Source organism: Ilumatobacter fluminis (assembly GCF_004364865.1).
In the GTDB taxonomy this organism is placed as follows: Bacteria; Actinomycetota; Acidimicrobiia; order Acidimicrobiales; family Ilumatobacteraceae; genus Ilumatobacter; species Ilumatobacter fluminis.
The window spans coordinates 4,574,188-4,596,920 of record NZ_SOAU01000001.1; the positions used below are offsets into that span (position 1 = coordinate 4,574,188).

Genomic DNA, 22,733 nt, shown 5'->3' on the forward strand with positions numbered 1-22,733 from the left:
CGAGGCGTTTCCGGAGATCACCCGACTCCGGATTCCTTACGGTGTGCGACCCGGGTCGGGTGATCTCCCGAAACGTCGACTCCGTCGCCGTTCCGTACGACACCCGACCCGTTTGTGAGGGAATGGTGACCGGGGTGGTCGGGTTACACCGGGCATGACCTCCACGGTGCCCCCGCCGTCCGATCCCGCCTACGACATCGAGTTCTTCTGGGATCCGATCTGCCCCTTCTCCTGGATCACGTCCCGCTGGGTCGCCAAGGTGGCGGCGCAGCGCGACTTCCAAGTCGACTGGCGCTTCATCTCCCTTCGCCTGATCAACAAGGACAAGGACTACGCGACCGAGTTCCCGCCCGGCTACGACGAGGGCCACACTGCCGGCCTCCGCGTGCTGCGTGTCGCTGCTGCGATCCGCGACGAGCTCGGCCGTGACGCCCTCGGCCCGTTCGTCGCCGCGTTCGGCCACTCCTACTGGGACGAGCCGGAGGGTTCGGTCGACGCCGCCACCCTCGCCAAGCCCGACCACCTCGAGACGGTGCTCGAAGCCGCCGGCCTGCCGATCCGCTTCGCCGACGCGCTCGACGACGACTCGTGGGACGCAATGATCGACGCCGAAGGCGAGATGGCGCTGCAGCGCACCGGACGAGACGTCGGCACGCCGCTCATCACGTTCCAGCCGCCCGACGGCCTGTCGTTCTTCGGGCCGGTCATCTCCCGCGTCCCCTCCGACGAGGAGGCGCTCGAACTCTGGGACGCCGTCACCAAGCTGGCCGCCTTCCCGGGCTTCGCCGAGATGAAGCGTTCGATGCGCGAGCGACCGCAGCTCAACCTGCTGGGCGGCGTCAGCGACGCCCCGGTCCAGGAGGACTGGCAGGGCGGACACCGCCGAGGCCACCTCGTCAGCGACCGCTGACCCCCCGACCCCACCCGTTCATGTCGCGCTCAGCTCCGATGACGGAACTGAGCGCGACATGAACGAAGGGCGGGGAGGGCGCCGCGGTCGGTAGGTTCGGGGACGTATGTTGTTCCTCGGCGAGGATCTGATCCTCTACCTGTTGCTGGCGCTCGGCGGGGCGCTGTTCGTCGGCAACGTGGCGGCGATCCTGCGACCCCCGAAGCAGCACAAGTCCGACGACGCGCTCGAGCGCGCCCCGCTCACCCGCAGTGTCGTCTACGCCGTGATCGGCCTGGTCGCCGCCGTCTGGGCCATCGCCACCCTCGTCACCGGATAACCCCAGGCCTGCGGGTCAGGTCCGCGGGACCTGGCGCGTCAGATCGTCAGTTGGGGCCGATGGCGAGGTTGAGGGACATGCCGCCCGACGAGGGATCGTCGGCGACGCCGCCCGAGACGAACATCGACTCACTCGCATCGACGTACTGGAAGAACGCGCCGTCCGGCGTCGTCGTCAGCGACTGCTGGGTGTAGCCGTTGTCCTCCAAGAACGACGTCAGCTCGTCGAGGTAGCTCTCCCAATCGCCCGGCGCCGACGCCACGAGCACGTTCGACACGCCGTCGCCGGCGTCGGACTGCTGGCTCATCAGCACCGCCAGGTCGTCGGGCAGGGGGATCTCCGGAAAGTCGTCCGGCAGGTCGCCGCCCTGGGAGTAGGTGGCCGTGCCGTCCTCGGTCTCGATCACGACCTCGGCGTCGTCGCCCTCACCGGTCTGGGTGATCGTGGCGTCGCCGTCCTCGGTCTCGATCTGGGTCACACCGTCTTCGGAGTCGGCCGAAAAGACCTGATTGCCGTCGGCGTCCTCGGCCTGCATGACGACGTTGCCGTCCTCGTCGGTCGTGATCTCGAACGAGCCGTCCTCGGTCTGCACCGAGAACTCGCCGTCGGAGAGGTCGAGGTCGACGTCGCCGCCGCCTTCCGCTTCGATCGCTCGCTCGGCGATCGACTCGGCGATGTTCTCGCTGCTGCAGCCCGCCAATCCGACGAGCGCCACAATCGCCAGGGCGCTGCCAGTCATCCGCTTCATGATTCGTTCCTTTCGCACCGGACCGCCCGGTGCTGTTCCATCGTCGCATACGGCCGCGGGTCCGTGTCGACCGTTATCTCCGGTCGTTCGACCGGCCCGCTCGTACACTCTCGGCATGCCAGGCCCGCCGCTGAAGCTCCGATTCGTCTCGTCGGCGACCCGCACCCACCAACTGCCCGACACACCCGCCGAGGTGGCCTTCGTCGGCCGGTCGAACGTCGGCAAGTCGTCGCTGATCAACGCACTCGCGAACCAGAAGCAACTGGCCCGCGTGTCGAACACGCCCGGCCGCACCCAGCTGATCAACGTGTTCGAGGTGGTCGGCGGCGGTGGCAGTGGCGGCGGCACCCTCGTCGACCTGCCGGGCTACGGCTACGCCAAGGTGCCCGGACACGTGCGGAAGGACTGGGGCCCGATGATCGAGGGCTACCTGCTCGAACGAGAGGGCCTCGAAACCGTGTTCGTGCTGGTCGACGGCCTGATCGGGCCGACACCGCTCGACGTGCAGATGCTCGACTGGCTCGCCGACAACGAGGTGCCCCACACCATCGTCGCCACGAAGATGGACAAGGTGAAGTCGTCGAAACGGCGCACCCGCAAAAAGGAGCTGGCCGAAGGCTGCCGGCTCGAGGTCGGCGACATCGTCTGGGTCAGTTCCGCGAAAGACGTCAACATCGACCAACTCCGCGACCTCGTCCGCTCCCACCTGAGCTGACACGGTCGGATGATGTCAGACATCATCCGACGGACCCGGGAGGACACCACGCAGACCTGGTCGGATGATGTCTGACATCATCCGACCCGATACTTGGTCTGTACAGGTGGTCTGGCAGACTCGCCGACGTGTTCGACCATTTCGATGCCGCCTGGAAAGAACTGACCGCCGAGGGGTCGGGATTCGCCGTCTCCGAGATCGACGTGCGAGGTGTCCCCACCCGCATCTTCCCCAGTGCCCCGCCCCACATGCGGGCGATCTGGGACATCGCCCAACTCCACGGCGACAAGACCTACATCGTGTTCGAGGACGAGCGCTACACCTACGCCGAGATCGGCGCCCAGGTCCGCTCGCTCGCCAACCACCTGCGTGACGTGCACGGCGTCGGCAGCGGCGACCGGGTCGCGATCGCGATGCGCAACTACCCCGAATGGGTCGTCTCCTACTGGGCGATCGCCTGCCTCGGCGCTGCCGCCGTCGGCATGAACGCCTGGTGGACCGGCCCCGAAATGGCCTACGGCCTCGGTGACTCGAAGCCGAAGGTGCTCATCGCCGACGACGAGCGCGTCGAGCGCGTGCTCCCCGAACTCGACGCCCTCCGCGCCGAAGCGCCGCTCCACATCATGTCGGTCCGCAGCGACCGCGAACTTCCCGACGACTCGAGCCGCTGGGCCGACGTCGTCAAGCCCGACGAGGCGCCCGCCACCCTGCCCGACGCCGACATCGACCCCGACGACGACGTCACCATCTTCTACACCTCGGGCACCACCGGGTTCCCGAAGGGCGCCCAGCTGACGCATCGTGGTTCGGTCCACAACATCATGAACATCGTCTTCATGACCATGGTCGCCGGTGCCGCCGAGGCGAAGGCCGTCGAAGCCGGCGAACTGCCCGCACCCGAGCCCGCCCCGGCCGACGCCGACCCCGCCGCTCCGCCGGTGTTCCTGGCGCCCACCCCGCTGTTCCACGTCACGGCGAACAACTGCCTGCTCCAGCCGTGCACCATGGCGGGTGGCGCGATCGTGTTCATGTACAAGTGGGACGCCGGTCGGGCGATCGAGCTGATCGAGCGCGAGAAGGTCACCAACTTCTCGGGCGTGCCGACCATGAGTCGCGAGATGCTGATGCACGAGGACTGGTCGCTGCGCGACACCTCGTCGCTCAAGTCGATGGGTGGTGGCGGCGCCGCGATCCAGCCCGACCTGGTCGACAAGATCGACAAGTCGCTGAAGGGCGGCGTGCCCTCGACCGGGTACGGCCTCACCGAGACGCACGGCATCGTCACCGCCAACTCGGCCAAGCTCTACACCGCCAAGCCCGCCTCGTGCGGCCGCATCGTGCCGACGCTCGAAGGGCGCCTGGAAGACGAGGCCGGCAACGTCCTCGAGCCCGGCCCGAACGTGGTCGGTGAACTGTGCGTTCGGGGCGCGATCGTCATCAAGGGCTACCTGAACCGTCCCGACGCGACGGCCGACTCGATCCGCGACGGCTGGTTCCACACCGGCGACATCGCCCGCATCGACGAGGACGGATTCGTCTTCATCGTCGACCGCGCCAAGGACATGGTGATCCGCGGTGGCGAGAACGTCTACTGCACCGAGGTCGAGGCCGCCATCTACGAGCATCCGGCCGTTGCCGAGGCCGCCGTGTTCGGCAAGCCCGACGATCGCCTCGGTGAAGAGGTCGTCGCTGCGGTCGTGACCCGGCCGGGTGAGTCGCTCGACCAGGACGAGCTCAGCGCCTTCCTCGCCGAACGCCTCGCCAAGTTCAAGATCCCCTCGACGGTCTGGTTCCGCGACGAACCCCTCCCCCGCAACGCCAACGGCAAGTTCGTCAAGCGAGACCTCAAAGACGAACTCCTCGGCACCGCCTGACCCTCCACGACCCGACAACGCCTTCGGGTCAGGTGCCAGAGGTGACGGCGAGGAACGAGCCGTGACCGGCGGTCACCTGACCCGGGATCGGTGCGCGAACCCTCGGGAACGAGTCGTCGGGCCGACCCACAGGACCCCGGAGTCAGGTGACCGCCGGTAACGGGTTCGGCTGCGCCTCACCCGTCACCTCTGGCACCTGACCCGCGAACTCTGGCGTCAGGTGACGGGGCTGCGGGTGGCGCGGCGGAGCGAACGCAGACTCAGGCGCCAGCGGAGCCGTTCCCACCGGGTGCGCGACGCACGGATGGCGGCATCGATCGCCGAGGCCGTGCGTGCGGCATCGTCGGCGAGCCGGGCCGCCTCCTCGTTCGGACGGGTCCCGAAGGTGACCGCCGACGACATCGCCGCCAGGCGACGGGTCTCGTGCGGCACACCCGCCACCACCGCCGACGACGAGTCGGCGATGCGGTCGTCGGTCCACGACGGGCCGATGGTCAGCCCGGCGTCGACCAGTGAGTCGGTCGTGTTCGCCCAGGCGCCCCGCACCCGTGCGGCCGGGTCGGCAGCACGCAACCGCTCGCGCCGTCGCCGGAGCTTGAGCAGCAGGATTCCTCCGACGATCACCACGATCGGCAACAGCACGACCGCCGACACCGTGCCGACCCGGCGCGCCCACGTCGCCCAGGTTCCCCAACCCGTGTCACTCACCGCGTCGTCGTCGCCGGTCTCCTCGATCTCGTCATCGCTCTCGACCGGTTCGGCCGCCGGCGGCTGCGCCGCAGCCGGTGTCTGCTGTGCGGGGAGCGGCTCGTCGTCGTCGACGTCGGTCGCCTGTGAGTCGGGCACCGGATCGAACGGCAACCACTGGCCGTCGTCGAGGAGCACCTCGGGCCAGACCGCCGCGTGCTCGGTGCGGATGGCGAAGATCGCACCGAGGTCGTCGGGCGGCACGTCGAACCCGACGGCGATGCGTGTCTCGTAGCCGAGCGAGCGCGCCAGCAACACGAACGCCGTCACGAACTGCTCCGCCGTCCCCCGCTTGGTCTCGACGATGAAGCGGTCGATCAGCGCGAGCTGCTGACCGAACCCGGCGGCGGCCGCGTCGAGCTCCCATCCGAACCGCATCTCCTGCGCCAAGCGGCCGAGCCGCTCGACGTCGGCGCCGTCACCCGCCAGTGTGCGAGCCACATCGGTGTAGGCGGCCGCGATCTCGTCGGCCGGGGCCACGACCACGCTTGCGGCCAGCGCCTCGGCTGTCGACGGAGGGAGCACGGCAGTGGCGTCGACCACGGTGTCGGGGCCGGGGCGCTCGATGAACCGCACTGCGACGCGGTCGAGGTCGGTCTCGACGTCGCGGTCGACAACGACGGCCGCACCCGGGAGCGGGAGAAGATCCAGGTCGTCCGAGTCGAACTGGACCCGGTAGTCGAGCACGTCGGCTTCGGCGTCGTTCGGCACCGTGGCGAGGCGGCCGCCGATCGGACGGAGGTCGATGTCGGGCACCCATCGCTGACCGTCGTACTCCTCGAACGCGGCGAGCCGCCAACGGCCGGGCATCGACGGTCGGGCGAGCACCGAGCGGTCGCTGATCGTCGCGAGCTCGCGCACTGGCTCGGTCGTGCGGATCGCGACCGTCGCCTCGATCGGATCGAGGAGTGTGGCCGACACCTCGGGTTCGTCGGTGTCGCGCGGGTCGGCCCGGTCGTCCCACGCCACGGCCGTCGCAGCACCGATGCCGACGACCGCCATCACGGCCACGGTCGCGAGCACGGTGCGTTCGGGCACGAGCGAGCGGCGGCTCAGCACGGGCTGGCCCGGCACCGAGCCGATGAAGGCGATCACGAGCACGACCGTCACCACGAACAACCAGACGTCGGGCGACTCGGGCGCCGCCAGCGCCAACAGGACCGTGCCGGCGACGGCGATGGGCAACAGCGGCAGCAGGCGCCAACGTGGGCTCGTCGCGAGCCCGACCGCCACCGCCGTGGCGCTACCGACGAGGAGCGCGATCGCGGCGATCATGGCCGGGTCGGACGGACTCGGCCACTCGGTGCTCAGGAGGCGCTTCGGCGCCCGCCACACGCCGGGGAACGCATCGACGACCGAACCGTCCGACACCACCGGGACAACCGCGGTCGTCACGACGACGGACGCGACCCCGGCCACCACCACGGCGATCGTCCCCCACCGGGCAGCCACGATCACGGCGGCCGTCACGACGACGGGCACGAGCAGGACCTGCCACAGCACCGCGTCGAACACCGTCCCGCCGAGCACGGCGAGCACGAGACCGAGCGCTCCGGCGATGAGGCTCCGCACCAGCGTCGTCAGCGCCATGGCCGCCCCCGCTGCGTCCACGTCGCCGCGTCGTCGAGCGCGGGCACCGGTGCCGTCCCACCGGCCGCGACGGGCACGGCGAGCACGAGACCCAGGGATCCGGCGATCAGGCTCCGTACCGACGTCGTCAACGCCATGGCCGCCACTTCTGCGCAAACGTGGCCGCATCGTCGACGGCGAGCGCGATACCGGGCACGAGCGCGGCGTCCTGACCGACGCGGACGATCGACATCGAGTCGCCGCGCGGCAACACCGACGCCGGGCCGTCGGGACCGGTGACCATCACGATCGCCGTGTGGTCGAGTCCGTCGCGGAACAACTCCGACAGGCGCAGGATCGAGTCGCCCTCGGTCTGTCCGACCGGGGTCAGGAGATCGAGCACCGTCTGCTCGGCGCCGATCGACCGGCGGCTGCCCGGGTACTCCTTCGAGGTGGTGCGCACCGTCACGTCGACGCCGCTGCGGATCGCGTGCACCGCGATCGACGCCACCACGTCGATCATCTCCTCGAAGTCGTCGGCCGGCGCCACGCTCGCGGCGGTGTCGAGCACGACCGTGAACTCCGGCCGGCGCAACTCGACGTGCTCGCGCAGCATGAGCGTGCCCATCCGAGCGGTGGTCGGCCAGTGGATCAGGCGTGGATCGTCACCCTGCACGTACTCCCGCAACGACACGAATCCGCTCAGCGGATCGGACGCCACCCGGCGGATCACCGCCTCGTGCTCGACGATGTGCATCGCCCCGTACGGCCCGGCGAGCTGATGCACCTTCGGGTGCACGATGACCGTGCCGGTGTCACCGCTCGACCGCCGGCCGACCGCCAACCCGAACGGGTCATGACGCTCCAGATACCACGGCCCGATCCGGTGCACGCCACGGCGGCGGGTCGGGATCGTCGCCGTGATGTCGGTGCGGTCCTTCGGAGCGACCGGCGGCACCTCGGTGACCCCGAGTTCGCCGTCGCACGAGTCGACCAGCGTCGCCCGGTTCGTACGACGCCGACCCTGGTTGTTGACCCGGTACCGCACCCGGAGCGGCTCACCGCGGGCGACCCGCGGGGTGCTGACGCGGCGCACGATCCTCGCAGCGTGGGCGACGCGGGCGCTCCACACGGCGGCCACGACGGCGACCGCCAAGCCGACCGCGATCACGAACAGTTCCTCGTACTGCCACCACCAGCCGACGATCGCGAACACGACCGCTGCAATCGCCGCGCCGAGGCCCGACCAGGTGAGGAAGCGGCCGGCCGGGCGGACCCGGCCCTCGTCGGTCGCCGCGTCGGTGTCGGAGCCGGGTTCGGCTTCTGCCGACGTGGAGCGGCGGCGTCCGGACATCAGGCGTCGCGCCGTCGCGGCACCTCGACCTCGTCGAGCACTCCGGCGATGATCGACGAGGTACTCGCGCCGCGCAGCTCGGCCTCCGGCGTGAGGGCGATGCGGTGACCGCACACCGCTGTCGCGACGTCCTGGACGTCGTCGGGCGTGACGTAGTCGCGGTCGGCCGTCGCCGCCCACGCCCGAGACGCACGGAGCAGGGCGATACTGCCGCGGGTCGACACGCCAAGACGGAGGTCGGCGTGATCTCGGGTCGCCGCGGCGATCCGCACGATGTAGTCGTTGATGCTCGGTGCGGCCTCGATCGAGTCGACCGCCTCGATCACCCGCTCGAGCTGCTCGGCGTCGGTGACCGACTCGACCGACTCGTCGCGCTGCGAGCGGTGATAGTCCTCGAGCAGACGCACCTCGGTCTGATGATCGGTGTAGCCGAGGCTGATGCGCATCGTGAACCGGTCGAGCTGCACGTCGGGCAACGGGAACGTGCCCTGGAAGTCGCGCGGGTTCTGGGTGGCGATGACGAAGAACGGGCGCGGCACACGGCGCGACACACCGTCGGCGGTGACCTGACGTTCCTCCATCACCTCGAGCAGCGCCGACTGCGTCTTCGGGCTACCGCGGTTGATCTCGTCACCGACGAGCACGTTGGAGAAGACCGGGCCCTCACGGAAGTTGAAGACCCCGTTCGCCTGGTCGTAGACCATGACGCCGGTGATGTCGCTCGGGAGCAGGTCGGGGGTGAACTGCACGCGGGTCCAGCTGCCCGAGATCGAGTCGGCGATCGCCTTGGCGAGGGTGGTCTTGCCGGTGCCGGGCACGTCGTCGAGGAGCAGGTGGCCTTCGGTGAGGAGACAGCTCACCGCCATGCGGATCTGCTGATGCTTGCCCCTGACCGCCTTGTCGACATTGTCGACGAGCGCTTGGACGACGGACGAGATCTCCCGCGACACCTCCGCGAGTGTACGACCCCGCGCGACCCGTGGTAGGTCGGTTGCGCAGCGCACCTTCACCCGTGTCCCGCTGCCCGGACACCCAGGCGATTAAATCCACCAGGAGTCCACCCGTGGACACCCAGGCGATTTAATCGACCAGGAGTCCACCCGTGGACACCCAGGCGATTTAATCGACCAGGAGTCCACCCGTGGACACCCAGGCGATTCAATCGACCAGGAGTCCGGGGCACGCAGTGGGTGGGGTCGGGTTACTCCCAGCGGAGTTCGAGGTGATCGAGGGCGTCGTCGAGTACGCCTCGGAGCACGGGGTCGCGCAGGCTGGCGTGGGAGACGGGTTCGGGATCGGGGAAGTCGGGCGGCGCGGCGCCGGCCGGGGCACCGAGCAGGACGGCGATCGCCTCGGCGGTGTCGTCGACGATCGGCGTCCGCTCGGTGTACGCGTCGTCGTCCTCGCCGCCGGACTCGGTCGAACCACGACCGCGCAACGGGATGACCGGCGCCCGATGGTCGGGCGGGGTGTCGTCGGCATCGGTCTCGATGTCGCCACGACGACGCGAGTTCAGCTCGGTCACGTCGGCCACACCGTCGGCGGCCGGACGCCGGCGGCTCGCACGCCAGCGATCGAGCAGGCCGGGGTCGATCGCGATCTCATCGCTCAACGCGAACATCGACGCCACCGCGTGCTTGCAGAGGTCGGTGCCGGTGCCCGTGTCGTCCGGGCAGGAGCACGACACCCACAGCTCGCTCCGGCGCGGCACGCCGGAGCCGCCGTCGGCCTCCATCGTCACCACGTAGGGCTCGTATCGGCTGCCGCGCACCTCGGCGGTGACCGAGCCGTGGCCGATCACGATGTCGATCACCGCGTCCTCGTTGTAGTAGCGGCGGCCACGCGCCAGGCGCTGCTGGTCGCTCATCTCGGCCGCCAGCACCTTGATCATCGTGGCGTGCAGGCGACCGGGCGGGTTCGGACCGTACGGCTTGCGTGGCTTGCTCATGCGACACCTCCGCTCGGACGAACGGGAACGGACCGCTGGTTCGCGCACCGACCCCGGGTCAGGTGATCGCCGGTAACGGCTCGTTCCTCGCCGTCACCTCTGACACCTGACCCGACGAACAGATCACCCGACGGGTCGGGTGTCGGACGGAACGGCGAGGCGAAGCCGCGGAGTTTCGGGAAGTCACCCGACCCGTCGACTGCGCGCACCCTCGTCACCGGAGTCGGGTGATCTCCGGAAACGTCGACTCCGTCGCCGTTCCCTGCGACACCCGACCCGGTTCCTCCTCCGTCGCCGTTCCCTGCGACACCCGACCCGGTGCCTCCTTCGTCGCTGTTTCCTGCGATGGCCGACCTGGTGGGTGGGCTGGTCATCGGGGGACCTCCAGGGTGACGAGGTCGGCCAACTCGTCGGTCGACAACTCGCTGAGCCAGGCCTCGCCGGAACCGATCACGGCGTCGGCGATCGCACGCTTCTCGTCGATCACCTGGCCGATGCGTTCCTCGACCGTGCCCTGACACACCAGCTTGTGCACGTTGACCGTGCGCTTCTGACCCATCCGCCACGCACGGTCGGTCGCCTGATCTTCGACCGCCGGGTTCCACCACCGGTCGTAGTGGATCACCTGGCTGGCCGCCGTCAGGTTGAGGCCGGTGCCGCCGGCCTTCAGCGACACGATCAGCAGCGGCGCCCCGAGTCCCTCCTGGAACTCGGCGACCATCCGATCACGCCGGTTCTTCGACACCCCGCCGTGGAGGAACGGCGCGTCGATCTCGAACCGCGACTGCAGGTGCACCTGCAACAGGTCGCCCATCTCGCGGAACTGGGTGAACACCAGTGCTCGCTCGTCGACGTCGAGCAACTCGGTGATCAACTCGTCGAACCGGTTGAGCTTGCCCGACCGACCCGCGAGACGAGACCCGTCCTTCAGCGCGTGCGCCGGATGGTTGCAGATCTGCTTGAGTCGGGTGAGCGCGGCCAACACGCGACCGCGCCGCTGCATCCCCTCCAGATCCTTCGCGTCGACCAGCAGCTGATCGACCACACCTTGATACAGCGTCGCCTGCTCCTTGGTGAGCTGCGCGTACGCGATCTGTTCGATCTTGTCGGGCAGGTCGGGCAACAGCCGCTTGTCGGCCTTGGTGCGACGCAGCACGAACGGTTGCGTCAGCTGGCGGAGACGGGCCGCTGCCTCCTCGCTGTTGTTGCGTTCGATCGCCGTCGCGAACTCCTCACGGAAGCGTTGCTGGCTCCCGAGCAGCCCCGGGTTGCACGCGTCGAGGATCGCCCACAGCTCACTCAACCGGTTCTCGACCGGGGTGCCGGTGAGCGCCAGCTTCTGCGCGGCGCGCAGCTTGCGCACCGCCTTGGCGGCCTTGGTCGCCGGGTTCTTGATCATCTGCGCCTCGTCGAGCACGACGGTGGTCCAGTCGATCTCGGCCAACGACTCGAGGTCGCGCGGCAGCAGGCCGTAGGTGGTGATGACGATGTCGGCGTCGGCCAGACCGAACAGTGCCGGTTCGCCCTGATGCCGATCGGAACCGTGATGGACGATCACGGTGTGGCCGGGCGTGAACCGATGCGCCTCCGCCTCCCAGTTGTGCACCACGCTGAGCGGACACACCACCAGGTGCGGCCCCGGGCGTTCGAGCAGATGGGCGAGCGTGGTGGCGGTCTTGCCGAGACCCATGTCGTCGGCCAGACAGCCGCCCAACCCGGTGCGGGCGAGGAACTGCATCCACGACAGCGCCCGCCGCTGATAGTGACGCAGCTCACCGACGAACCCGTCGGCCTCGCTCGTCTCCTCCAGGCGGTCGTCGGGCAGCCCGGCGACGAGCTCGTGCAGCCACGATGCGTCGGCCGCATCGTCGGCGGCTGCATCGTCGGCGGCGAGCCCGAGTTCGTCGGCGAGTTCGAGCTCGATCGGCATCTCGTCGTCGCCTTCGGCACCCGACAACAGCCGCAACAGCTCGAGCGCCGAGATCGACGACTTCTCCTCCACCTGCTCGCTCAACGTCTTGCGCGCCTTGCGGAGCGCCGCGGTGTCGATGCGGACCCAGCGATGGCCGGTGCGCAACAGGCTGACCCCGGCGGCCTCGGCGCGTTCGAGGTCGGCGGCCGAGATCGGCGTCTCGTCGATGACGGCCTGCCACTCGACGAGGGCCTCCTTGCCGAACCGGCCCCGACGGTCGTCGGTGGGCCCCTCGCTGGCGGTGCCCTTCACCGACACCTTCGCCCGGATCAGGTGCTCCGGGCCGATCAGTTCGACGTTGGCCTGTTCGAGCTGCAGCGGCGCCTGATCGATGAACTCGTCGGCCTCCTCGATGTCGAGCTCGACGTGGCCGTCGTGGTCGGCCTCGGCGACCTGCTCGAGCATCGGCACGGCGCCGGCGACGGCGGTGACGAGCCGTTCGGCTTCCTCGTGCAGCGCCCCGAGGCGGGCGACCGAACCGCCGGCGAGATCGAGGGCTCGTGCGGCCTCGGCACGCAGGTCGGCGACGGTGCACCAGCGGCCCGGATCGGCGTCGTCGACCAGTTCGAGATCGATCACCCACGGATCGTGGGCGTCGTCGGGGATCGTGAGTCGGACTCGGCCACGCACGACCGGTTCGCCGCCCAACCGGCGACGGTGACGATCGAGCACACCCGACGTCTCGGCGACGGCCCGCTCGAACTCGTCGCTCCCGGAACGGACGACGGGGTCGGGCTTCGCCAACGCGGCGAACACGCCACGAGCGGCCTGCACCTCGAGCGACCGCTTCCGCCCCAGATCGGGCTTCCAGCCGGCGTGATGGAGGACCGAGCGCGACAAGCCGTCGACGAGCGCGGCGAAGATGTCGAACGTGGTGGCCGACGACCCGTTGCGGCAGATCGGTGGTGCCGACGCGGCCGCGTGATCGAGCGCCTCCTGCTGGGCATCGGTGAGCACGGGCCGCCAACGGGCGACGGTGAACGGCCCCTCGTCGAGCACCTCGGGCACGAGGCGCCGGGCCGCGACGATACGCACCGCGAACTGGGTGAGCCGGGCGAACCAGGCGAGCGACGCGCTGAGCTGATCGCCCGACGGGGTCTCGCTCAGCCAGACGGCGGCACCGAACGGATCGAGCCGCACCGCCGGCACGCCCTTCTGGCCGGCGTCGCCGAGTTCGAGCTGGATGCGGCCGAGCTCGCCGTAGGAGATCGGGGTGTCGTGCCAACCTTGCTCCCCGCGGCCGCTCCACTGGCTCCGGCCGAACCCGCCGTACAGCCAGGCGGCCGACGCCGCCGAGTCACCGTTCCAGCCCCACACGTGTAGCGCGCCGGACCGCCAGGTGCCCTGGGCGACGTACGGCGCGCGATCGCGGGACATCCGTTGCAGAGTACCGAGCGGGTATCACAACGAAACGCCGCAGCGGGCCGGGCGAACCCGGTCGTGTTCCCGTCGTGGCCCGATCGCGGCGCGATCAGGGGGTGAACGACGGGTAGTAGTTCTCAGCGCCGAACTCGCGCACGTCGGTGAGCCAGTCACCGTCGTACGGCCAGGCGTCGGGGTCGTCGTCGGCCGGACCCTGCCAGAAGCGGGCGAGGGGGCCGTCGGCGCCCGGCTCGAGCGACCAGGCCTGTCGCTTGTACGAGAAGTTGTCGGGCACCAGCCGGTGCGCCTCCCGGAAGTGGGCGATCGCGTCGTCGTGGTGGCCGCGCTGTTCGAGGTGCGTCGCGAGTTCGAAGTGCGCCGTGCCCCGTGCCGCGTCGGCGTCGCGGGGCCTCGACCGGGCGACGACCTCGTCGGGCGAGAGGGCGAACTCGCTGTCGGCACCACGCTCGACCCAGTCGCGCAGTGCTGCGTGGTAGGACTCGGCGTCGGTGCGGATCTTGGCGGCCTCACCCATGATCTCGCCGAACCGCCCGGGGACGGTGCCCGGCGCGGCGCCGGGCCGTTCCTCACGGCGCGGTGGCGGTGCCGCCTCGGCCGGACGGACGATCGTCCCTCGCTCGTCGATCCAGACGCTGTTCGGGATGTTGACGACGCCGAACAGCTCGGCCATCGCGTGGTGCTCGTCGATCAGCGACGGGTGCGTCGGTGCCGCCGCCTCGATGAACGGACGACAGGCCTCGGCGCCCACCGTGTCCATGCCGACGGTGACCAGCTCGAAGCCCGTCGGATGCAGTTCGTCGCGCAGTTCCCGCCACACGGGCAGGTCACGGGAGCAGCCTCAATAGGGCGCCCACGACAGCACGACCACCTTCTGGCCGCGCAGCGACGACAACCGGAAATCGTCACCGTGCAGGTCGGGCAGGGCGAGCTCGGGCGCCTCCGCCGAGACGAGCGCGTGCCCCGAACCGGTCCACGGACCGAGTGCCCACAGGTCGTGCTGCTCGTCTCGTACGAGCGGCATCCCCATCCGTTCAGCCGCCGCTCGGACGTCGATACGACCGTCTCGGACGGCGCCGCCGAGCGGGATGCACACGTCGCCGCGGCACGCCCCCTCGGGCTTCACACTCCAACCGGTGCCGCGCTCGAACTCGTCGGTACCGACGTCGAGGTCGCTGAGGATCATGCCCCCATCGTGGCAGAGCGCCCGGCGAACGCTACGACGGGGGCGGGTCGGCTCAGTAGGGAGGAGCGGCCGCGACGACGAGCACCCAGTACGGGACGTTGTCGGGGGTCACGCCGACGCCGACACCCATGTACGGGTAGTCGCCCAGGATCTGGGCGCGGTGGGCGCTGCTGTTGAACCACGTGTCGACGAGCACGGCCGGGTCGCCGAAACCGGCGCCGACGTTCTCGCCCCACGCCCACCACGAGAAGCCCGCCTGCTGGAGGCGGTAGCCAGTGTCGGTGGCGCCCGGTCCGAGGTGATCGAGCTTGCGGATCGATGCGAGATAGTCGGCGTGCATCTGCGCTGCCTTGCTGACCTTCGAGTGCAGCGAGAGCGGGTCGAGCCCGTGCTCGGCACGGATCGCGTTGATCTCGTTGCGAACCGCCACGCGAGCCCGTTGCTCGGGATCGGCGATGTAGCCGGGCGGATCGATCCGCCACGCCCGGTAGCCGACCCGGGCCGGCTCGTCGACCGCTCCGGCCGACACGACCGTCACCCCGGCGAACGCCACGAGCGCGACGATTCCGGCGGCGAGGTGTCGGCGGGCGGGCACGTCCGTCGATGGTACCGGGCAGAGCCCGTCCACCTGCCGACCGAGCCGAGGTCGGGCGGTACGGTTCGGGGATGGGGATCAGTGAGGAGGCGGCGGCGCTCTACGCCAACGATCCGTCGGCGGTGACGTACGGGATCGAGCTGATCGCTGCCGACACCGACGGCGCGCAGGTGCGGATGGAGATCCAGCCGGGCATGTGCAACGGGCTCGGGATCGTGCACGGCGGGATGGTGTTCCTGCTCGCCGACTCGGCCATGGCCTTCGCCAGCAACTCCGGCGACATGCCGGCCGTCGCGACCTCCGCCGAGATCGACTGGCTCGCCCCCGCCCGTGCCGGCCAGACCCTGGTCGCCACCGCCACCCGGCGATGGGGCAGCAAGCGATCCGGACTCTGGGACATCACCATCGCCACACGCGACGAGACCGACGACACCACGATCGCCGTCTTCCGAGGCCGCACCCGCCAAGTCCCCCGCACCTGACCGACCCCATCGTCTCGCCCGTAGCCTTGGGGGTGATGAGTGACTACCAGCCGCCTCTCGATGACATCCGTTTCGTGATGGATCAGGTCGCCGATCTCGACTCGATCACCGCGTCCGAGCGCTTCGGCCACGTCGACGCCGACACGATCCACGACGTGATCGCCGAAGTCGGCCGGTTCATGGCCGAGGTGATCGCACCGACCAACCGCGACGGCGACACCATTGGCTCGCAGTGGCACGCCGGCGACGGTGGCCCCGCCACGGTCGTCACGCCCGACAGCTTCAAGCCCGCCTACGCCAAGTGGGTCGAGTCGGGCTTCGGCGCCATGCCGTTCGATCCCGACTACGGCGGCGCCGGCTTCCCGTGGCTGTCGGCGATCGCCGTGCAGGAACTGCTCACCAGCGCCAACATGGCGCTGTCGCTCTGCCCGCTGCTCACCCAGGGCGCGATCGACGCGATCCACGCCCACGGCTCCGACGAGCAGAAGGCCACCTACCTCCCGAAGATGCTCACCGGCGAGTGGACCGGCACGATGAACCTGACCGAGCCGCAGGCCGGTTCCGACGTCGGTGCCGTCACCTCGAAGGCAGAACCCGACGCCGAGGCGTCCGAGCGCTGGGGTGCCGACGCCTATCGCATCACGGGCCAGAAGATCTTCATCACGTGGGGCGAGCAGGACTTCACCGACAACATCGTCCACCTCGTGCTGGCCCGCACGCCCGGCTCGCCTCCCGGCACCAAGGGCATCTCGATGTTCCTCGTTCCGAAGTTCCTGCTCGAGGCCGACGGATCGATCGGCGAGCGCAACGCGGCCGAGGTCGTGTCGATCGAGCACAAGCTCGGCATCCACGGTTCCCCCACCTGCGTGATGTCGTACGACAACGCCATCGGCTGGCTCGTCGGCGGTGAGCACGAGGGCATGCGGAACATGTTCACGATGATGAACAACGCCCGCCTCTCTGTCGGCCTCGAAGGCCTCAGCATCTCCGAGCGCGCCTACCAGGACGCACTCCAGTACAGCCAGGAGCGCCTGCAGGGTCGTGCGATCGGTGCGCCGGCCGGCACGTCGAGCCCGATCATCGAGCACCCCGACGTCCGCCGCATGCTGATGACGCAGCGCTCGTGGATCGACGCGATGCGCGCCCTCGTCTACACCAACGCCGCCGCGCTCGACCGAGCCGACGCCGCGAAGGCCGCCGGCGACGCCGACCAGGCCCGCTTCTGGCAGGAGCGCGCCGACCTGCTCATCCCGCTCACCAAGGGGTTGTGCACCGATGTCGGCAACGAGATGACGTCGCTCGCCGTGCAGATCCACGGTGGCATGGGCTACGTCGAAGAGACCGGGGTCGCCCAGCACTACCGCGACGCCCGCATCGCCGCCATCTACGAGGGCACGAACGGCATCCAGGCCGCCGACCTCGTGGGTCGCAAGCTCGGCATGCGCGGCGGTGGCGTCGTCACCGACCTGCTCGACGAGTGCGAACAGAACGCCGCCGCGACCGACCAGGTCGATGGCATGGGAGCGTTCGGTGACCGTCTCCGCGACGCCGTCGCGACGGCCCGCACCGCGACGGCGCACCTCGTCGAGGTCGGCCAGTCCGACCCCAAGAGCCTGCTCGGCTCATCGTCGCCGTACCTGCGTCTGCTCGGCACGACCGTGTGCGCCGGTCTCGTCGCCAAGGGCGCCGTGGCCGCCGCCGAACGGGGCGACGACTTCGGTCGCGCCAAGGTCGTGTCGGCCAAGTTCTTCGGTGAGCAGATCCTGCCGACCGTGCAGGGCCTGCTGCCGGCCGTGCAGGCAACCGCCGACGATCTCTACGCCCTCGACGCCGCCCAGCTCGGCTGATGCCGCCGAGCTCGGCTGATGCCGCCGACCGGTAAACCACGGGCGAGGGGCGACGGGGTTCGATACCGTCGCCCCATGCGGATCCCCTCCACCCTCCGAACGATCGTCCCGCTCGTCGCCGTGATGGCGCTCGCCGCATGTGGCGGCGGCGACGACTCGAGCGACGCAGTCGACGGAGGTGACGGTGCCGTCGAGACCGCCGATGTGGCGTCGGGTGCCGAGTCGATCGCGCCACCCACCGCACCGCCGTCCGACGACGCCGTCGCCGTGGCCACCACGCTCGTGGAAGGCGGTGTCGAGATCGACGAGGTGCCGGCCGACCCCGGCGCCGATCTGGCCGACCCGACCGCCACCGTCACGCAGGGCGCCGAGACGTACGAGGCCGAAGGGTTCGCGCAGGTCTTCGACATGGAGTCGGGGGGCTACATCGACCTCGACGGCGACTTCCTCATCTGCGAGGCGGTCAACCCGGCGTTCGAGGGCGACGCCAACATCATCGTGAAGCTCGACGACGACCTCGAGTTCACGTTCCGGGTGAACGACGGCGAGCCCTACGTCGAGCTCGGCGCCGACTTCTCCGGCGACGAGACGAACGATGTCTCGTTCGAGCGCGACGGGCTGACGATCACGGGCAGCGCGAACTTCGACGGGGCCGAACCGGTCTCGTTCGACATCACCTGCGGCTGACGCCGGCGCGTCGACGCCCGGTAGCGGCGGGGAGTTGTCCCCATGTCGCCGCACTGGGTCGGCTCGTAGGTTCGTGAGGCATCGGCACCTCGCCCGAACCGACCCGGACTCACCCGGAGGTGACCCATGTCCCGAGCCTCGTCCTACCGAAACGCCGCCGCCGACCTGCGCCGAGCCAGCACCGGCTTCACCGACATCGCCACCGCCCACCGCCGACTCGACGCGACGATGATCGGCGCCCTCGGACCGGTGGCGACGATCCACGACGCGTCGGTCGACGCGGTCGGCACCCACCTGGCGCTCGCCGCCGACGAGGCGACCGAACTGGCGGCCGAGTGCGACCGACGAGCGGCGGTCTGCGAGGCCTACGACCACGAGGTGATGGTGTGGCGGTCGCTCCCGCTGATCCTGCGACTGTCGACGCCCCACCCGATCCCGCCCGCCCGCTGGGTCACGGGATGACCGTCGCCCTCGACCCGATCGCCGCCCGTGCCGTCGCACGTGGCATGTCGATGATCGGCAACTCGCTCTACGACCAGGCGTTCGCGTGGCGTTCCCGCCTCGACGAACTCGACCTGACCGGACACGGGTTCGCCGGGCGGCGGGCGCTCGAGGAGTCGGCCGAGGAGCTGTGGCGCAACGCCGCGTTCCTCACGCTGACGGCCGACCGACTCACCGACGCCGACATCACACCGCTCGACGCCACCGACCTGTGGCGGCTCGCGAGCGGCGTCGAGGGACGGCACGGCGCGTTCGGTGTCGTGCGCGATCTCCTCGGCGCGTCCCCGGATGGTGGCGACCTCGGCGGCGTGTTCGACGGCGAGCTCCGGCGACCGCTTCACGTGTTCGGCACCGACCCCGTCTCGCGAGCCCGGTCACTCGTCGGGCGCCTGCTCGCCGACCTGTCCGACCCGATGCAGATCCGACAGGACGAGTTCGCCGTCGTCCAACTCGCCGACGACCGCTACATCGTCGTCCTGCCGGGCGTGACCGACCTGTCGAGCCCCGACCTGTTCCTCAGCGACGAGCACCGCAGCGTGCGCGACCTCGACCAGTACGCCGTCCCGTCCTCGCGCTCGTCGAGCGTCGCCGACAACCGGTACGCGTCGCTGGTGTGGGAGGCCCTCCGCGCACGCGGCGTGCCCGACGGTTCGGAGTTGATGATCGTCGGCCACTCGTTCGGGGCCGACACGGCGCTCGACCTGGCCGCCGACCCCACGTTCAACGGCGAGCAGTACACGGTGACCCACGTGGTCGCCGCCGGCTACCACTCGCAGCCGCAACTGCCCGACGTCGTCGCGGGCACCGACGTGCTCGTGCTGCAGAACAACCGCGACGCCGCAGTGATCGTCGAAGGACTCGGCCACTCGAATGCGGCCGGATCGGTGACCGAGCGGGCCAATGCGCTGTCGGACGCACTCCGATTCGACGTGGTGGGAGCGGTCGGCCACGTGGTCGATGCCGTCCGCCACGACGCCGGCACGGTCGTCGACGCCGGTGGCTTCCTCGTCGACCACGCCGACGAACTGGCCGACATCACCCTCGGCACGATCCAGCACGACTGGACCGTGGCGCAGGGCGCAGCACTCGACCTGCTGGTGCTCGATCCGGGCGTGCGGCGCAACGGCGATCACGTCGTCGACGTGTTCGAGGGCGGTGGCGACGGGGTCGGGCACCATCCGAGCAACTACATCGACCACGTCGCCGACGTCGATCATCCCGACGTGGTGGCGTTCCTGGCGTCGATCTCGGCGCAGGGCTACGACGCCGACGGGGCCCTCGTCGCCGTCGACGTGTCCGTGCCTGAATCGTAGTGTGAAGAAAACCTGAGTCGCTTGTTGTCAAGTTTAGGACGAGACCGTACGATGCACGCATGGCGTTCGACCCGAAGACCTGGACGGTCAAGACACAGGAGGCGTTCGCCGCGGCCATCGACCAGGCCAAGGCGAAGTCCAACCCCGAACTCACCCCTGACCACTTGCTCGTGGCCATCACGAGCCAGGAAGGCACCGTGGTCGCGCCCGTGCTCGCGAAGCTCGGTCAGTCGCCGGGCATGGTGCGCGATCGCGCCCTCGCCCAGGTCGACAAGCTTCCCCAGGCCCACGGTGGCGACGAGCCGCGCATGGGTCGCGAGCTCAACCAGGTCACCGATCAGGCGGGCCAGTTCCGCAAAGACCTGAAAGACGACTACCTGTCGGTCGAGCACTTGCTGCTCGCGATGGCCGACCGGCTCGGCGTCTCGACCGATGAGCTGCTCACCGTCCTGAAAGACGTCCGCGGCAGCCATCGCGTCACCGACCAGAACCCCGAAGAGAAGTTCGCCGCGCTCGAGAAGTACGGCCAAGACCTCACCCAGCGCGCCGCCGAGGGCAAGATCGACCCGGTCATCGGACGCGACGACGAGATCCGTCGCGTCATCCAGGTGCTGTCGCGCCGCACGAAGAACAACCCGGTGCTGATCGGCGAACCCGGCGTCGGCAAGACCGCCATCGTCGAAGGGCTCGCCAGTCGCATCAGCGACGGCGACGTGCCCGAAGGCCTGAAGGGCAAGCGCCTGATCGCGCTCGACGTCGGCTCGATGCTGGCCGGCGCCAAGTACCGCGGCGAGTTCGAGGAACGGCTCAAGGCGGTGCTCAAGGAGATCACCGACGCCGAGGGCGAGATCATCACCTTCGTCGACGAGATGCACACGATCGTCGGCGCCGGCGGCGCCGAGGGCGCCATGGATGCCGGCAACATGATCAAGCCGATGCTCGCACGCGGAGAGCTGCGCATGATCGGTGCCACCACGCTCGACGAGTACCGCAAGTACGTCGAGAAAGACCCCGCACTCGAGCGTCGGTTCCAGCAGGTGTACGTCGGCGAGCCGACGGTCGAAGACACGATCGGCATCCTGCGCGGCCTCAAGGAGCGCTACGAGGTGCACCACGGCGTGCGCATCCAGGACTCCGCGCTCATCAGCGCAGCGGCGCTCTCCGACCGCTACCTCACCAACCGCTTCCTCCCCGACAAGGCGATCGACCTCGTCGACGAGGCGGCGTCGAAGCTGCGCATCGAGATCGACTCGATGCCGACCGAGATCGACATCGTCGAGCGCCGCATCCTCCAGCTCGAGATCGAACAGGTCGCGCTCGAGAAGGAGAGCGACGACGCGTCGAAGGAGCGACTCGACGCGCTCCACGACGAACTGGCCGACCTCAACGTGCAGCTCGCCGACATGAAGCAGCACTGGGAAGCCGAGAAGCAGGGCATCGACGCGATCCGCAATCTGAAAGAAGAGCTCGAGCAGCTGCGCACCCAGATCGAGCGCGAGACCGACCTCAACCTGGCAGCCGAGATCCGCTACGGACGCATCCCCGAACTCGAGCGCCGCATCGAGGAGGCGACCGACCACCTCCATCACCTGCAGTCGGAGCAGCCGATGCTGAAGGAAGAGGTCGACGCCGAAGACATCGCCGAGGTCGTCTCCAAGTGGACGGGCGTGCCGATGACCCGACTCATGGAGTCGGAGATGACGAAGCTGCTCCACCTCGAAGACATGCTGCACCAGCGGGTGATCGGCCAGGACGACGCGGTCGTCGCCGTGTCGAACGCGATCCGTCGCAGCCGGGCCGGACTGTCCGACCCGAACCGGCCGATCGGATCGTTCATGTTCCTCGGCCCCACCGGCGTCGGCAAGACCGAGCTCGCCCGGGCGCTCGCCGAGTTCCTGTTCGACGACGAGCGGGCGATGGTCCGCATCGACATGGGCGAGTACATGGAGAAGCACTCGGTGTCGCGCCTCATCGGTGCGCCCCCGGGGTACGTCGGCTACGACGAGGGCGGCCAGCTCACCGAGGCCGTTCGTCGCCGCCCGTACTCGGTGGTGCTGCTCGACGAGATCGAAAAGGCGCATCCCGACGTGTTCAACGTGCTGCTCCAGGTGCTCGACGACGGTCGTCTCACCGACGGCCAGGGTCGCACGGTCGACTTCACGAACACGGTGCTGATCATGACGTCGAACCTGCCGGGCGATCCGCGCGAGTTCTTCAAGCCCGAGTTCGTCAACCGGGTCGACGACATCATCCGGTTTCGGGCCCTCACCGAGGACGACCTGCGGCACATCGTCGGGATCCAGCTTGAGCACCTGCGTCGCCGACTGGCCGACCGTCGGATCGCGCTCGATGTCACCGACGACGCGATGTCGTTGCTGGCCGAGGCCGGCTTCGATCCTGCGTTCGGCGCGCGGCCGCTCAAGCGGGTCATCCAACGCGAGCTCGGCGACCAGGCCGCCGTGTTCATCCTCGAGGGCAAGGCGCCCGAGGGGAGCACGTTGCGGGTCGTCGTCGACCGCGAAAACCCTGATCAGCGTTCACTTCGGCTCGAGGTCGCCGATTTCACGGAAAGTTGACTTCGCGTTG

The 22,733-nt window shown here is 69.5% G+C and carries 19 protein-coding genes; 10 read left to right on the forward strand and 9 right to left on the reverse strand.

Translation table 11 applies throughout. The features are described 5' to 3' along the window. The first annotated feature begins 154 nt into the window (after positions 1-154). Together BDK89_RS20605 and BDK89_RS20610 are read left to right on the forward strand one after the other, a co-directional pair. Positions 155-910 (forward strand): mycothiol-dependent nitroreductase Rv2466c family protein, encoded by a 756-nt coding sequence (locus tag BDK89_RS20605; protein ID WP_133870751.1) that lies wholly within the window; start codon positions 155-157, stop codon positions 908-910. 106 nt (positions 911-1,016) lie between these two features. Then, positions 1,017-1,229: a hypothetical protein gene (locus BDK89_RS20610; protein WP_133870752.1), complete on the forward strand. Its 213-nt coding sequence runs from the start codon at positions 1,017-1,019 to the stop codon at positions 1,227-1,229. A gap of 46 nt (positions 1,230-1,275) precedes the next feature. Here the strand turns inward: BDK89_RS20610 and BDK89_RS20615 are convergent, their stop codons facing one another. Continuing rightward, on the reverse strand, positions 1,276-1,977 hold the full coding sequence (locus tag BDK89_RS20615; RefSeq protein ID WP_133870753.1) for a hypothetical protein: 702 nt from the start codon (positions 1,975-1,977) through the stop codon (positions 1,276-1,278). Positions 1,978-2,092: 115 nt separating this feature from the next. Between BDK89_RS20615 and yihA the strand changes: the two genes are divergently transcribed. After that, the gene (yihA, locus tag BDK89_RS20620) at positions 2,093-2,692 is read left to right on the forward strand and encodes a ribosome biogenesis GTP-binding protein YihA/YsxC (protein WP_133870754.1); all 600 of its coding nucleotides are present in this window, start codon (positions 2,093-2,095) and stop codon (positions 2,690-2,692) included. Positions 2,693-2,820: 128 nt separating this feature from the next. Further along, a complete protein-coding gene (locus tag BDK89_RS20625; RefSeq protein ID WP_133870755.1) occupies positions 2,821-4,566 on the forward strand; it encodes a class I adenylate-forming enzyme family protein in 1,746 nt (581 codons plus the stop codon). Positions 4,567-4,782: 216 nt separating this feature from the next. On the opposite strand, the gene BDK89_RS20630 is transcribed toward BDK89_RS20625, so the two are convergent. The 8 genes from BDK89_RS20630 to BDK89_RS20660 form a co-directional block, all read right to left on the reverse strand. Next, positions 4,783-6,903 (reverse strand): transglutaminase TgpA family protein, encoded by a 2,121-nt coding sequence (locus BDK89_RS20630; protein ID WP_133870756.1) that lies wholly within the window; start codon positions 6,901-6,903, stop codon positions 4,783-4,785. Continuing rightward, positions 6,894-7,040, reverse strand: a complete 147-nt coding sequence (locus tag BDK89_RS21955) for a hypothetical protein (protein ID WP_166657743.1) — start codon at positions 7,038-7,040, stop codon at positions 6,894-6,896. Before BDK89_RS21955 ends, BDK89_RS20630 begins: the two co-directional genes overlap by 10 nt. Then, complete coding sequence (locus BDK89_RS20635) at positions 7,031-8,236, reverse strand: DUF58 domain-containing protein (protein ID WP_133870757.1); 1,206 nt, start codon at positions 8,234-8,236, stop codon at positions 7,031-7,033. The genes BDK89_RS21955 and BDK89_RS20635 overlap by 10 nt, the downstream gene beginning before the upstream one ends. Continuing rightward, positions 8,236-9,186 carry an AAA family ATPase gene (locus BDK89_RS20640; protein WP_208294150.1) on the reverse strand — a complete coding sequence of 317 codons (951 nt, stop codon included), beginning with the start codon at positions 9,184-9,186 and terminating at the stop codon, positions 8,236-8,238. The genes BDK89_RS20635 and BDK89_RS20640 overlap by 1 nt, the downstream gene beginning before the upstream one ends. A gap of 251 nt (positions 9,187-9,437) precedes the next feature. Beyond that, entirely contained in the window at positions 9,438-10,184 is a 747-nt protein-coding gene (locus BDK89_RS20645; protein ID WP_133870758.1) for a hypothetical protein, read from the reverse strand. A gap of 370 nt (positions 10,185-10,554) precedes the next feature. Next, a complete protein-coding gene (locus BDK89_RS20650; protein WP_133870759.1) occupies positions 10,555-13,533 on the reverse strand; it encodes a DEAD/DEAH box helicase in 2,979 nt (992 codons plus the stop codon). 94 nt (positions 13,534-13,627) lie between these two features. After that, a complete protein-coding gene (locus BDK89_RS20655) occupies positions 13,628-14,722 on the reverse strand; it encodes a ResA-like WAxxUGC motif-containing protein (RefSeq protein ID WP_133870760.1) in 1,095 nt (364 codons plus the stop codon). A gap of 52 nt (positions 14,723-14,774) precedes the next feature. Then, entirely contained in the window at positions 14,775-15,317 is a 543-nt protein-coding gene (locus tag BDK89_RS20660; RefSeq protein WP_166657744.1) for a CAP domain-containing protein, read from the reverse strand. 71 nt (positions 15,318-15,388) lie between these two features. Here BDK89_RS20660 and BDK89_RS20665 point away from each other — a divergent pair, with 71 nt between their 5' ends. The 6 genes from BDK89_RS20665 (at position 15,389) to BDK89_RS20690 (ending at position 22,723) form a co-directional block, all read left to right on the forward strand. Continuing rightward, the gene (locus tag BDK89_RS20665) at positions 15,389-15,799 is read left to right on the forward strand and encodes a hotdog fold thioesterase (protein ID WP_166657745.1); all 411 of its coding nucleotides are present in this window, start codon (positions 15,389-15,391) and stop codon (positions 15,797-15,799) included. 35 nt (positions 15,800-15,834) lie between these two features. Beyond that, complete coding sequence (locus BDK89_RS20670) at positions 15,835-17,646, forward strand: acyl-CoA dehydrogenase (RefSeq protein WP_133870763.1); 1,812 nt, start codon at positions 15,835-15,837, stop codon at positions 17,644-17,646. Positions 17,647-17,721: 75 nt separating this feature from the next. Further along, on the forward strand, positions 17,722-18,333 hold the full coding sequence (locus BDK89_RS20675) for a hypothetical protein (protein ID WP_133870764.1): 612 nt from the start codon (positions 17,722-17,724) through the stop codon (positions 18,331-18,333). A 126-nt stretch (positions 18,334-18,459) separates the two neighbouring features. After that, positions 18,460-18,795 carry a hypothetical protein gene (locus tag BDK89_RS20680; RefSeq protein WP_133870765.1) on the forward strand — a complete coding sequence of 112 codons (336 nt, stop codon included), beginning with the start codon at positions 18,460-18,462 and terminating at the stop codon, positions 18,793-18,795. Then, positions 18,792-20,147: a hypothetical protein gene (locus BDK89_RS20685; protein ID WP_133870766.1), complete on the forward strand. Its 1,356-nt coding sequence runs from the start codon at positions 18,792-18,794 to the stop codon at positions 20,145-20,147. The genes BDK89_RS20680 and BDK89_RS20685 overlap by 4 nt, the downstream gene beginning before the upstream one ends. 59 nt (positions 20,148-20,206) lie before the next feature. Next, on the forward strand, positions 20,207-22,723 hold the full coding sequence (locus BDK89_RS20690) for an ATP-dependent Clp protease ATP-binding subunit (protein WP_133870767.1): 2,517 nt from the start codon (positions 20,207-20,209) through the stop codon (positions 22,721-22,723). Positions 22,724-22,733 lie beyond the last annotated feature (10 nt).